The 12,772-nt window shown below is 38.2% G+C and carries 13 protein-coding genes; 1 reads left to right on the top strand and 12 read right to left on the bottom strand.

Annotated features, from left to right (window positions below):
- Positions 1-192 precede the first annotated feature (192 nt).
- The 7 genes from HF876_RS13440 to HF876_RS13415 all read right to left on the bottom strand — a co-directional run bounded on the left by HF876_RS13440 (position 193) and on the right by HF876_RS13415 (position 5,903).
- Complete coding sequence (locus HF876_RS13440) at positions 193-375, bottom strand: hypothetical protein (RefSeq protein WP_169360574.1); 183 nt, start codon at positions 373-375, stop codon at positions 193-195.
- Between the two features lie 135 nt (positions 376-510).
- The gene (locus HF876_RS13435) at positions 511-1,212 is read right to left on the bottom strand and encodes a YjjG family noncanonical pyrimidine nucleotidase (protein WP_169360573.1); all 702 of its coding nucleotides are present in this window, start codon (positions 1,210-1,212) and stop codon (positions 511-513) included.
- Positions 1,213-1,297: 85 nt separating this feature from the next.
- Positions 1,298-1,402, bottom strand: a complete 105-nt coding sequence (cydS, locus tag HF876_RS19380) for a cytochrome bd oxidase small subunit CydS family protein (protein WP_445678175.1) — start codon at positions 1,400-1,402, stop codon at positions 1,298-1,300.
- Positions 1,403-1,416: 14 nt separating this feature from the next.
- Entirely contained in the window at positions 1,417-2,442 is a 1,026-nt protein-coding gene (locus tag HF876_RS13430) for a cytochrome d ubiquinol oxidase subunit II (RefSeq protein ID WP_169360572.1), read from the bottom strand.
- Positions 2,439-3,785 carry a cytochrome ubiquinol oxidase subunit I gene (locus tag HF876_RS13425; protein ID WP_169360571.1) on the bottom strand — a complete coding sequence of 449 codons (1,347 nt, stop codon included), beginning with the start codon at positions 3,783-3,785 and terminating at the stop codon, positions 2,439-2,441. Before HF876_RS13425 ends, HF876_RS13430 begins: the two co-directional genes overlap by 4 nt.
- Positions 3,786-4,311: 526 nt before the next feature.
- Positions 4,312-5,223, bottom strand: coding sequence for a diacylglycerol kinase (locus HF876_RS13420; protein ID WP_169360570.1), 912 nt, complete (start codon positions 5,221-5,223; stop codon positions 4,312-4,314).
- Between the two features lie 116 nt (positions 5,224-5,339).
- Entirely contained in the window at positions 5,340-5,903 is a 564-nt protein-coding gene (locus HF876_RS13415; protein ID WP_169360569.1) for a thioredoxin family protein, read from the bottom strand.
- 126 nt (positions 5,904-6,029) lie between these two features.
- Between HF876_RS13415 and HF876_RS13410 the strand changes: the two genes are divergently transcribed.
- Complete coding sequence (locus HF876_RS13410) at positions 6,030-7,346, top strand: TrkH family potassium uptake protein (RefSeq protein ID WP_169360568.1); 1,317 nt, start codon at positions 6,030-6,032, stop codon at positions 7,344-7,346.
- Between the two features lie 181 nt (positions 7,347-7,527).
- Here the strand turns inward: HF876_RS13410 and HF876_RS13405 are convergent, their stop codons facing one another.
- The 5 genes from HF876_RS13405 to HF876_RS13385 form a co-directional block, all read right to left on the bottom strand.
- Positions 7,528-8,166, bottom strand: coding sequence for a Type 1 glutamine amidotransferase-like domain-containing protein (locus HF876_RS13405; RefSeq protein WP_169360567.1), 639 nt, complete (start codon positions 8,164-8,166; stop codon positions 7,528-7,530).
- 177 nt (positions 8,167-8,343) lie between these two features.
- Complete coding sequence (gatB, locus tag HF876_RS13400) at positions 8,344-9,774, bottom strand: Asp-tRNA(Asn)/Glu-tRNA(Gln) amidotransferase subunit GatB (protein WP_169360566.1); 1,431 nt, start codon at positions 9,772-9,774, stop codon at positions 8,344-8,346.
- On the bottom strand, positions 9,774-11,240 hold the full coding sequence (gatA, locus tag HF876_RS13395) for an Asp-tRNA(Asn)/Glu-tRNA(Gln) amidotransferase subunit GatA (protein WP_169360565.1): 1,467 nt from the start codon (positions 11,238-11,240) through the stop codon (positions 9,774-9,776). The genes gatB and gatA overlap by 1 nt, the downstream gene beginning before the upstream one ends.
- A gap of 22 nt (positions 11,241-11,262) precedes the next feature.
- Positions 11,263-11,553, bottom strand: a complete 291-nt coding sequence (gatC, locus tag HF876_RS13390) for an Asp-tRNA(Asn)/Glu-tRNA(Gln) amidotransferase subunit GatC (protein ID WP_169360564.1) — start codon at positions 11,551-11,553, stop codon at positions 11,263-11,265.
- An 82-nt stretch (positions 11,554-11,635) separates the two neighbouring features.
- Entirely contained in the window at positions 11,636-12,769 is a 1,134-nt protein-coding gene (locus tag HF876_RS13385; protein ID WP_169360563.1) for a CamS family sex pheromone protein, read from the bottom strand.
- Positions 12,770-12,772 lie beyond the last annotated feature (3 nt).

Below are 12,772 nucleotides of genomic sequence, written 5' to 3'. Positions count from 1 at the left end.
CGAGGGGCAAGGCGATGAAGCTAGACATCAAGAAAAGCGGAATCGCCTGTCACTGCCCCGACAGACAAATGGGAAAAGCGAGGAGGCAGCTCCTCAGCCACCGGAGCTTTTATCCATTTGACCCCGAGGGGCAAGGCACAGGTTCCGAATTTTATAATTTCCTAAACAACAAAAAAAGTAAGGAATCATTCCTTACTCATTTAACTTTAATATAGACGAATCCTCTATAACAGACCAGTGTTTATTAGGTAATACACTTTTGTTTAATCGAGTTACAAACCGTTCTGCCTCTTCATAATCATAAAATACTTTTACCATTTGGCTATTTGAGTTTTTCAACACTTCTGTAACACCATTTGTGTTACGTGCTATCACAAACATGGTCAACTCCAGGTTATGTCTTTAACAATAATATTGTTATAAGATTATTATCGCATATACTGGAAATATTGTATACATTATTTGGAAGATTTTAAAAAATTATTTTAACTAAATGGGAGTTTTTCTAATTTATTTCTCTATTAATTGACCATTCACAATTCCATTGAGCTGACTCCAATTCTCTATTTCATATGTTGGTATTATAGTTGTTGTGTTTTCCTTTTGGTTTGGATTAAACCAGCATGTATCTATTCCAAATTGGTTTCCGCCTTGTATATCAGAAGTAAGAGAATCACCAACCATCAATACTTTAGACTTTTCTGTTATTCCTAATTTCTTAAATGTATATTCAAATATAGCAGGCTGTGGCTTTTGATAACCAGCTTCTTCTGAGGTGATGATAGCTTCAAATACATCCTTCAATGGTGAACCTTTGATCCTAGCATGCTGAGCAATTTGAAATCCATTTGTTAATATAGCTAAACGACATCCAGCCAGACTAGCCAGCATTTCCTCCACCCCAGATATTAAGTGAATTTCTCTACCTAGATTTTCTATGTACTTATGACTTACTGCTTCCAGATCTAACTTTAGATTATGTTCTAAAAATAAACGTTTGAATCTCTCTATTTTAAGTAGCTCTAGCGTTGTAACGCCCTGTTCTAATTCTTCCCATAAAACCTTACTAATTGTCTTGTAGCTGCCTAAGTAATCTTGCAAACCGTTTGGCAGTCCATATTCTAAAAATAACTGATGGAATGCATTTCTTTCGGTCATTCCAAAATCGAATAAGGTATCGTCCAAGTCGAACAATATTACGTCATACTTCATTTATTTCTCCACCTCTCTAAGCTTATTTTAACACCTGGGAAGGAAATGAGCAGAAAAAAAGACCCCAACCTGAGGTCCTGGACAATTATTCATCTCTTACTGGTCCATCCATGGTAGATACCCAGAAGGCTATAATAATGGAGCCAATCAGTACGATGAAGGGAGCATAAAATATTAGGAATTCCATCATAACGTTCATTCCTCCTAAGCGTGATTTTTCTTTTTCCCTTTAACATAATCTTTGTTGAATAGAAATAACTTTAGTAACAAATATAAGGAGGGGATTAATAAGGCTAGCCCTAGAACAAATGCAATGATTAATGAAATTGCCATGGCCTCATTTGTAAAGCTATCGTGTATAGATAAGTATGGATAAAGTAAATACGGTAAATGAGAATACCCATAAGCAAAAAAAGCGATTAAAAATTGTCCTGCTAGAAGTCCAAATGCTAGACCATATTTTTTCTTTTTCCACAGTAACCAAACGGTACCTAAGAACAGGAGGAAGGACAAACCAAACGTCCACGAAATATCAAGCATATTATTATAATGCTCCACATTGTGTGAGCGTAATTCTACCATTATTCCGCCTGCAGTTATAATCGTTGGAAAAGACCAAATCAATGCGTACTTTCTCATCAGTTGAGTTGCTTTTGGGTCCCCTGCCTTATTGGCATACCAAGTTAAAAAAACTGCGGAAATATACAAAACAGAGGTCAAGCTTAAGGCGACAATAGACCAAGTTAACGGACTAGTGAACAAGGCATCATAATTTAAACTTGGTGATCCGTTGATCATATCAACGAAACCACCCTCTGAAATAGTTAGTACGATAGATAATGAAGCCGGTAGTAACAATCCAGATAAACCATACATAAAAGAATACCCTTTGTGTCCTCTGGATCCATACGTTTCAAAGGCATAGTAGGACCCTCTGATGCCAAGCAATATTAATGCTATGCCCACAGGTACGAGAAGAGTAGTTCCATAATAGTAGGCAGTCTTAGGAAAGAAACCAATAATACCAACGAAGAAAAATACGAGAAATACATTTGTTACCTCCCATACTGGGGATAAGTATCGTTGAATAATATTGCTCAGTATATGTTGTTTACCAGTTATTAAGCTATATGCATTAAAGAAGCCGGCACCAAAATCAATGGAGCCTACTATTACATAACCAAATAGAAAAGCCCATAGAACGGTGAGACCAATAATCTCTAAACTCATGTAATATCACCGCCTTTATCTGATTTTCTATCCTCTATCTCCTGTTCAACAGGATTTCTACGGAACATCCGAGTAAGTACTACAACACTTCCAACTCCAAGAACTAAGTAAAGGCCAGCAAACAGAACTAACATAAAATCTACCTGCCCACTTGTTGTTGCTGCATCCTCCACCCTCATGATTCCTCTTAATATCCAAGGCTGCCTTCCTACCTCCGCTAGCCACCAACCTGCCTCAATTGCAATAATAGCAGCAGGTCCTCCTAAGACGAGAAGCCATCGAAACAACCTAGAATCTACAAAGGACCACTTTAAACGTTTACCTAACCAATAAAATGCGGAGAGAGCTGCCAGACCCATCCCAATTACTACCATAATATTAAAAAGATAATGGATATAAAGTGGAGGTCTTTCATCCACTGGGAACTGATCCAATCCAATAACCTCTGCAGTTGGGTTAGAGTAAGCTAATATACTCAAGGCATAAGGTACCTTAATAGCATATTTCACTTCCCCATCATCTAATATTCCAAACAAAACAAGTTCAGCATTTTCCTGTGTCTCAAAATGCCATTCGGCAGCTGCTAGTTTTTCCGGCTGATACTCCGCTAAATATTTTCCGGAAAAGTCGCCTATAATAGCAGTTGCAATTGAAAAGATTAATCCTAATTTTACAGTTAAATACAAAGCTTTTTTATGATAAACATGATTAGAACCCTTTAACAAACGGAAGGCTGCAATGGAAGCCAGTACAAAAGCAGATGTCATATATGCGGTTACCACTACATGGGCTACCTTCGTAGGCATCGCAGGGTTAAACATTGCTAGGATTGGATTAATGTTCACCATTTGCCCATTTACCATGTCAAATCCTTGCGGTGAATTCATAAAAGAATTTACGATCGTGATAAACACTGCGGAAAAGGAAGCCCCTACTGCAACTGGTATAAGCAATAATAAATGCTTCTTCTGATTTTCAAAACGATCCCAAGTGTAAAGATAAATTCCAAGAAAAATAGCCTCAAAGAAGAAAGCAAAGGTCTCCATAAACAAGGGTAGGGCAATCACATTGCCGGCTAACTCCATAAAATTCGGCCATAATAAGGAAAGCTGCATTCCAATTGCTGTTCCAGTTACTACACCGACGGCAACCGTAATAACAAATCCCCTTGCCCAGCGCCTTGCTAGTAATATGTAATGTTCATCATTCTTTTTTATACCAACCCACTGAGCAATCATAATCATTAGTGGAACTCCAACACCGATTGTCGCATAAATAATATGAAAAGATAAGGTTAACTCCGTTAAGACACGACTATAGAAAACTGAATCAGCATTTCCCATACTTGACTCTCCTCACCCTCCAAAAATTCTTCCAGCAATAGATAGTATCATAATACCTGCCACTACAAAGGCGAGCCACATTAAGTATCTCTCTTGTCTCTTATACACTAACCATTCCTCCTTTATGTTGCTCAGATATATTATTAAATTATTCCCAATATTATTGGATTCATAACCTTTTAGAGAGGAAAGTCAAAAATAAACTGGATGCAATGCATCTCCCCCTTTTTGAATCCATTAGTATGCTTACGTTTGTTCAATAAAAAAAGGCTTTACTCCTTTTTGAAGTAAAGCATCTGATCGTATCAGTTTTAGCGTTCAAATTCTATTTGTTCTATTTAGTCTAACATTCAAGGATGATTACCTTTTTTCGAATAAGTTGTATGGAGAAGTGCTCCTGAAAAAGCGTACGCAGTTACGAAGAACACTACAGATAATTAGAATAAAAGCCCCAAAAACTTTACTAAATCGTAAAATTTTCGAGGCCTTATTATGTTGAGGAGAGTTTTGTCAAAACCGCTTCATTTTATGGTCTATCTTGCTCACGAATCTCATCGATTGGAACAAAGACATCTATATGTCTATATAGGTTTTGGAATGTGGCAGGAATAGTTCCCCCATACTCTCCATCCAGATTTAAGAGAACCTTATCTTCGGAGGTCACTTTAATGTGCTGGGCTTTTTTATAAATGACATGAGGATCTTCTAAATGTTCTCCACGAATAGCTAAAGTGGCAAGTCTTATAAACTCTGCAATATTTACTTTCTTTAAGATAAGCAACGAGAAGTTCCCATCATTAATACTTGAATTTGGAGCAAGCTTCTCGAAGCCCCCTACAGAGTTGGTTAGACCCACAAGGAACATCATCGCTTCATCTTCGAATACTTCCCCATCATATTCAATTCGAACCTTCGTGGCATTAATCGATGGAAGCATTTCAATTCCTTTTAAGTAATAGGCTAGTTGTCCAAGCATTGTTTTTAATTTACTAGGAACTTCATAAGTAAGCTCTGTAATTCTTCCTCCGCCAGCAATGTTAATAAAATAACGGTCGTTTACTTGACCAACGTCCACTGGAATAGTATCACCCTGTACGATAATATCTACTGCGCGTTTAATATCCCGAGGAATATGAACTGCTCGAGCAAAATCATTTGTCGTTCCCATTGGAATGAGACCAATCTTCGGGCGATTTTCAAATTCACTTACACCAGCAACAACCTCGTTCAGTGTTCCGTCTCCCCCAGCGGCAATAATTATATCAAAATTATTTTCTACCGCTTTTTTTGCTGCACTAATTGCATCTCCTTCACCAGTCGTTGCATGGCAGGACGTCTCATATCCAGCTATTTCTAAAGCCTCCAAAACTTCTGGAAGATGTTTCTTAAATAATTCTCTCCCTGAGGTAGGATTGTAGATAATTCTTGCACGCTTCATACGGATTTCCTTTCTACTTTACAATTTCTTCATTATAAAGACTCTATTTCCTCACAAAAAGTTCCTAACATATGAAAGAGCCGACTAAAGCCGACTCCCTTAAATATGCGATTCGCTTATTTTTGAAGAATAGGCAACCAGCTACTGCGAATTTCTTCGTAAACTGCCAAGTGAAACTCTTTGTTTGCTATAAATTCCTGTGTCATTTGCTCATAAAATTTCTTTTGGATATCTTCGAATGCCGGGTCTTCCTTATCAGGAAACTTGGCTCTTCCTTCCATCACAAATTTTTGAACCATCTCAGCACGAGGACCCCATTTAGAAATTACTTCTCCGTCCTGACTTAACAATAAATAAACTGGAATGGAGCGCCCTCCATTTGTTAAGTACTGGTCCATCAGCTCTAGATTCTCATCGCGGTAGACAGTGCGAATGTCCAAATTTCCAGCTTCTGCAATCTTTCGTACGATAGCATTATTCATCATGGCATCACCGCACCAGTCTTCTGTGATAACTAATATATGCGGCTTTTCTGTTTTTAATATCTCAATGAATTCATCATCCGCTGGAACTTGAAATTGGTCGTATATACGAAAGGATTCCTCTTTTTTGGTAGTCATATCATTCATATACTGCTCTAAGGTTTTAGCTTCTTCAAAATATTGTTGTTCAGTTTTCAATGAAAAATCCCCCTTTTTCCTTAAGTATACTTTCTTTAGCCACTTGTTTCAAACAAGTTGTTGACAGGCGACCTGTTCAGGATTAAAGTAGTTATTATTTTACATCCAATAAAAGGAAGTGTCCCAATGGAGAAAAAGCTCTCTTTTTCACCGCCTGTTGTGATTGCAAGTAGCTTTGCCACCTTAATTTTTCTAGGAACAGTTTTGATGAAGCTTCCTTTTGCTACGACAACTCCGATTTCTTGGGTAGATGCATTCTTTCTAGTTACATCAGCTACCACGGTTACAGGTCTCAGTGTTTTTGATCCTGGTAGTACTCTAACCATGTTTGGGGAAATTGTTTTACTAGTCTTAATTCAATGTGGTGGTATTGGGTTAATGACGTTTGCAGTCGCTATACTTATTCTTCTTCGCAAAAAAATTGGTTTGCAGCACCGAATTTATTTGCAGGAATCTTTTAATCAGCCTTCTATTGGAGGTATCGTCAAACTAGCTAAGCATATTCTCTTATTTGTTCTTCTTACAGAGAGTATTGCTATCGTCTTCTTAACACTCCACTGGATACCAAGGTTTGGCTTTGGAGATGCATTATATTATAGTTTGTTTCACGTAATTTCTGCTTTTAATAATGCAGGCTTCTCTTTGTTTCCGGACAATTTAATGGGCTTCACTAGTGATCCTCTAGTTATATTGATTATTACTAGTCTAATAATCATTGGAGGAATTGGATTTGTCGTAGTAATAGATATCTCTCGCAAGAATAAATTTCGTGCATGGTCACTACATACCAAGCTTATGATCGTGGGCACATTAATAATAAATACAATAGCTACACTTATTCTTTTAATCTTAGAGTTTAATAATAATGATACAATTGGCAAAATGGGAATCTTCGAGAAGATAATGACCTCCTACTTTAATGCAGTAACTCCAAGAACGGCAGGCTTTAATATGATCGATTATGGCCAAATGGAGGACCCATCTCTATTATTCACAATGCTTCTCATGTTTATCGGTGCAGGTAGTGCCTCTACGGCTTCTGGCATAAAGCTTACTACCTTTATTGTCATCATAGCAGCAACGTTTGCATTTTTCCGTCAGCAGGAGGATCCAGTGCTATTTAAAAGGTCCATCTCACGAGAAATAATTATTAGGTCTCTCGTTATTAGCACAGTTAGCTTAGCAACCGTTTTTATATTTGCTTTTGCTTTAACTATAACAGAGCAGCTTCCTCTGCTCCCTTTGCTATTTGAAGTGTTTTCCGCATTCGGAACTGTTGGTATCTCAATGGGCATTACCTCTCAGCTTTCAGAGTTAGGCAAGGTATTCATTTGTGTGTTGATGTTCTTAGGCAGAATTGGACCACTCACGTTATTTTTCATCTTAACTAAACCGAAAAAGGTTAAATATAAATATCCAAATGATCAGGTGTTTACCGGTTAAGGATAGAAACACCCCTGCACTAGCCTGTCTGCAGGGGTGTTTTTTTATAATCGGACGGTTATATGCAATAATCGGTCGGTTCTGGCTAAAAATCGGTCGGTTTTCTCTTATAATCGGTCGGTCCTGCACGATAATCGGTCGGTTTCTCCTCATAATCGGTCGGTCCAAGTCCATAACGCCCTCACTGGCTGAGACAGTTTTTCTTAGTCCCGTCCTTAAAGGTAATGACTTCATTTATTCTCGTATGTATGGTGTCGTTTTTATAGAAGATTGCACTGCCATCTGGGAGAGCATAGATTGGTCTATCCTTAGAAAGAGTCAGCAGCTCATCATCTGATTCTGGGCGATAGTGAACCTCTACACTAAAATCGACTAATTCTAATCCCTGCAAAATAATTGTGTCGGGGTAGTCTTCATCCTTTGTTAATATGCAGTCTGTGCAAAAAGCTAATGCACCTGCGCTATAGCCAATCATTAATCCTGGAAAACTACTAATTGCTGCAGTCAGCTCTTTATCCAAAATAACCTGAAGTAAACGCTCAGGTTGTCCTCCTATAATATAAAGAACATCATACTCTTCCATCATATTAATCATGTCTTCTTTTGGTAGCTTTTCATGCAATAAACCAAGCGTCACGTTTGGAATGCGTGTAAACGCCTGCTGCAGGCTTTCCATCCAACTTTCGTATCTAGATTCATCTGTTGCAAAGGGTACGACCAATACTTTCGCATTCGGACTAATTTTACACTCTAATTCTTCAAAAATGTCATCAAGCTCACCCTTTAAAACATGTCCCCCGCCGATAAAACATAGCTCCATCCCCATCACCCTTTCTCAAATATTATCTCATCATAGCATCTATAATTATAAAATTAAATATATTTACAGCTTTGATAAGTAGCTAAATGCGGAGAAGCTTTTGCTAACATGCATCAAAAAAGCGAGTAAGTGGTCAGGAAATCTGATCACTTACTCGCTATGATTATCTTTAGGATTTTATCGTTTCACGATTTCTTCGTTTAGGATTTTGTTAACAAGAGGTGGATTCGCTTGACCTTTTGTTGCTTTCATAATTTGTCCTACTAGGAAGCCGATGGCACGATCTTTACCATTTTTAAAGTCTTCAATCGATTGTGGGTTAGCATCTAAAGTAGCCGTTACGATTTCACGTAAAGCGCCTTCGTCTGAAATTTGTACTAAGCCTTTAGCTTTTACTACTTCAGCAGCATCTCCGCCGTTATCCGCAAGCTCTTTAAATACTTTCTTCGCGATTTTAGAAGAAATGGTACCATCTGAGATTAGCTTAATCATGCCAGCCAGATTAGAAGGAGTAAGCTTGATATCCTTTAATTCTTTTTGATCTGCATTTAGATAAGCAGATACCTCACCCATTAACCAGTTAGATGCTAGCTTCGCATCTGCACCAAGGGCGATCGTTTCCTCGAAGAAATCAGACATTTCTTTTGTTAAGGTAAGTACCATTGCATCATATGCAGGTAAGCCTAGCTCCTCGATATAACGAACTTTACGTGCATCTGGAAGCTCAGGAATTTCAGAGCGAACTCGTTCTCTCCAAGCATCATCAATGACAATTTGCACTAAGTCTGGCTCTGGGAAGTAACGGTAATCATCCGCTCCTTCTTTAACACGCATTAAAAGTGTTTTACCAGTTGACTCATCATAGCGACGAGTTTCTTGTGGAATTACCCCACCTGATAATAGAACCTCTGCTTGACGAATTTGTTCATGCTCAAGACCACGACGAACAAAGTTGAAGGAGTTTAAGTTTTTAAGCTCTGTTTTCGTCCCGAATTTTTCTTGACCATATGGACGTAAGGAAATGTTCGCATCACAACGAAGAGAACCTTCCTCCATTTTACAGTCAGAAACTCCTGTGTATTGGATAATTGATTTAACCTTTTCTAGGTAAGCATACGCTTCCTCAGGAGTGCGGATGTCTGGCTCTGATACGATTTCAATCAAAGGAGTACCTTGACGGTTGAAGTCAACAAGAGAGTATCCATTGCTTGTATGTGTAAGCTTTCCTGCATCCTCTTCCAAGTGAAGACGAGTAATACCAATACGTTTCTTTTCTCCGCCCACTTCAATTTCTACCCAACCATTTTCACCGATTGGCTTGTCAAATTGAGAGATTTGGTAAGCCTTTGGATTATCCGGATAGAAGTAATTTTTACGGTCGAATTTAGTAATAGGCGCTATGTCCATATTAAGTGCAAGTGCGGCTCTCATGCCCCACTCAATCGCTGTTTTATTAACAACAGGTAATACTCCAGGGTAACCTAGGTCAATTACATGTGTATTTGTATTTGGTTCTGCTCCAAAGTGAGCTGGTGCTGGTGAGAACATTTTAGAGTCTGTTTTTAACTCTACATGAATCTCTAATCCAATAATCGTTTCAAAATTCATTATTTTGCTCCCTCCCATATTTGCGGAGTTTGTTTATGGAAGCTTGTTGCTTGCTCATAAGCATGTGCCACACGATAGATAGTTGCTTCATCGAAGTATTTACCGATAATTTGTAATCCTAGTGGTAGACCGTCTGAGAATCCGCAAGGAATAGAAATTCCAGGGACGCCAGCAAGGTTTACTGGAATTGTTAAAATATCATTGGCATACATCGTTAATGGATCCTTAACATTTTCCCCAATTTTAAATGCTGGAGTTGGTGTCGTTGGTCCAATGATAACATCGTACTTATCAAATACATTGTCAAAGTCTTGCTTGATTAAAGTACGTACTTGCTGTGCTTTTCTGTAGTAAGCGTCATAAGAACCAGCGCTAAGTGAATAAGTTCCTAGCATGATACGACGTTTTACTTCATCACCAAAGCCTTGTGCACGAGTTTCTTTATAAAGCTCCATTAAGTTTTCTACGTTGTCTGCACGGAAGCCATAACGAATTCCGTCAAAACGAGCTAAGTTAGAGGAAGCTTCTGAAGAAGACAATAAATAGTAAGCTGCTAAAGCGTACTTAGAATGTGGTAACGATACTTCTTCCCACGTTGCTCCAAGTGATTCTAAAACTTTTAGTGCGTCAAGAACAGATTGCTTAGATGCTTCTCCAACACCTTGTCCTAAATATTCTTTAGGAACAGCAATACGAAGTCCTTTAATGTCGCCTGTTAATGATTTAGTAAAGCTTGGTACTTCCACATTTGCAGAAGTAGAGTCACTTGCATCTAAACCAGAAATAGCCTCTAGTAAAAAGGCATTGTCCTCTACATTACGTGTAACAGGTCCAATTTGATCCAATGAAGAAGCAAATGCCACTAATCCAAAACGTGATACTCGGCCATATGTAGGCTTCATCCCTACAACTCCACAGAATGAAGCTGGCTGACGAATAGATCCACCAGTATCAGATCCTAATGAAAATGGTACCTCTCCTGCTGCTACAGCTGCAGCCGAGCCACCTGAAGATCCACCAGGTACATGATTTAAATTCCAAGGATTTCTTGTGTTTTTAAAGGCAGAGTTTTCATTCGAAGAGCCCATTGCGAACTCATCCATGTTTAACTTACCAATTGTTATTAATCCAGCATCACGTAGTTTATGTACAACAGTTGCATCATAAATAGGGTTAAAGCCTTCTAAAATTTTACTTGCACAAGTAGTTTCAATACCTTCTGTTACGATATTGTCTTTTACTCCGATTGGCATTCCGAAAAGGGGGCCTCTTTCCTCGAAAGGAACTTGATCCATTTCTTTTGCTTGAGCAGTTGCTTGCTCTTCATTTAATGCTAGAAAAGCTTGAACTTCTCCGTCCACTTTATTAATTCTTTTATAGGATTCAGCAGTTAGCTCTTCAATAGATACTTCTTTCTTTTTGATCAAATCTTGAAGTTCTACTGCTGAATGTTTGAATAATGTCATCAGATGCCCTCCTAACTTTTTCTTATTCGATAATAGTTGGTACTTTTACTTGTCCTGCTTCTTCTTCTTTAACATTTTTCATCATTTTCTCACGCTCTAAGCCAGGTACTGATTTGTCCTCACGAAGCACATTTACTAATGGTAATACATGAGTAGTTGGAGCTACATCAGTAGTGTCTAATTCGTTCAGCTCATCTGCAAACTTAGTAATTGCAGCTAGTTGCTCTGCAAACATCTCCGCTTCTTCTTCAGTAATAGCAAGTCTAGCTAAATGCGCAACATGTTTTACTTCTTCTTTTGAAATATTCGCCAATTTTTACACCTCCGAATTCAATAAACCATAACAATAATCATATCATTTTTCACACTAGTTGAACAGAGTACGCATCGTTTCCTTAATGGTTATAGATATGAACAAATGCGTCCTCTTCACCAGCCTCTTTAACTAGCAATGCCTCAGCACCATCCAATGAGTTCACTTGAATTTCTACATTCATTGAAGCAGGGAAATTGGCTTTCATATATCCCGCAAGCTGCTGTGTAAATCCAATTAACTCTGCAGAACCGAAAAACTGTATTGGTATTTCAATAGTTAGCTTCTGTAGTTGCTCGTCCTTAAAGTATCCTGTGCCAATAACACTAGTATAATTAGAGAAATACTCTTCCACATCCCGCTTAAAGTTACTAAAGACTGTATTTAAGTCACGATATTTTTTTTCAGCCTCGGAAGACGGGAACATAATATATTCTTCATTGATAGGCTTCCAATCAGACAGGTTGCCACCTTTAGAAGCAACACCGTATTCAAAATAAGTACCTGGAACAATAGCATTATTACTATTTTGTTTAAACAAACCTACAACAATAGGTACCTCTTCCAGGCCAGCTATTTTTCTCATACGATTAACAACCTCTTCAGCTATTCTTTCCCCATTCTGCTTGATTTGCTCATCTGTTAGGGCTTGTTCATAGACTGCCCCATATTCTTCCTTTGTATAATAATAAATTGAATTTAAGGAAAGACCTACAGATACTCCCGCTAACCTAGCTTTATTGTCCACTACCTCTAAATAGTTTTGTTCGACAATATGAGTGATATAAACAGGAGTTTTTAATGCTTTTTCTTCTCCTGTGAGGCCTTCATCATTCGGATTTAGCCCTTCCTTTGTTTGACCTTCTCTGGCCAGCCATTTCTGCAAGGTGTCTTTTTTTAAGTATTGTCCCTCTTGGAACATATACTTATCTGGGGAAAATTCTGTTTGAGAAATACGAAAGAGACCTAATTCTACTTCTTTCATGTCGTATTTCGTGTTAAGGTTTGAGACAACTAAGCCTCTGCTTGCGCTCTCTTCATACGGCATCAAAGTACGATAATAGTTTTCATCCAGCTGAAGACTTGGAATCACGACTGTTTTCGCTTCTTCCTCCGTATTTTGCACAACTTCTGTATCCTTTTTTTGATTCGGAGTACATCCCGTTATAACTAACGCCAAAATCAAAAGAGCTAACACTAAATATTTTTTGGTCATGCT

The organism is Psychrobacillus sp. BL-248-WT-3, from assembly GCF_012843435.1.
Classification (GTDB): Bacteria; Bacillota; Bacilli; order Bacillales_A; family Planococcaceae; genus Psychrobacillus.
Note: the sequence above shows the minus strand (reverse complement) of the source record. Positions and strands in the feature narration are given on the sequence as shown.

Bases quoted from the DNA above. Each gene is read 5' to 3' on its own strand.
- HF876_RS13435 (WP_169360573.1), bottom strand. From the start codon at position 1,212: ATGAAGTATGACGTAATATTGTTCGACTTGGACGATACCTTATTCGAT.
- cydS (WP_445678175.1), bottom strand. From the start codon at position 1,402: ATGATGGAATTCCTAATATTTTATGCTCCCTTCATCGTACTGATTGGC.
- HF876_RS13430 (WP_169360572.1), bottom strand. From the start codon at position 2,442: ATGAGTTTAGAGATTATTGGTCTCACCGTTCTATGGGCTTTTCTATTT.
- HF876_RS13425 (WP_169360571.1), bottom strand. From the start codon at position 3,785: ATGGGAAATGCTGATTCAGTTTTCTATAGTCGTGTCTTAACGGAGTTA.
- HF876_RS13420 (WP_169360570.1), bottom strand. From the start codon at position 5,223: ATGAAGCGTGCAAGAATTATCTACAATCCTACCTCAGGGAGAGAATTA.
- HF876_RS13410 (WP_169360568.1), top strand. From the start codon at position 6,030: ATGGAGAAAAAGCTCTCTTTTTCACCGCCTGTTGTGATTGCAAGTAGC.
- HF876_RS13405 (WP_169360567.1), bottom strand. From the start codon at position 8,166: ATGGAGCTATGTTTTATCGGCGGGGGACATGTTTTAAAGGGTGAGCTT.
- gatB (WP_169360566.1), bottom strand. From the start codon at position 9,774: ATGAATTTTGAAACGATTATTGGATTAGAGATTCATGTAGAGTTAAAA.
- gatA (WP_169360565.1), bottom strand. From the start codon at position 11,240: ATGACATTATTCAAACATTCAGCAGTAGAACTTCAAGATTTGATCAAA.
- HF876_RS13385 (WP_169360563.1), bottom strand. From the start codon at position 12,769: ATGACCAAAAAATATTTAGTGTTAGCTCTTTTGATTTTGGCGTTAGTT.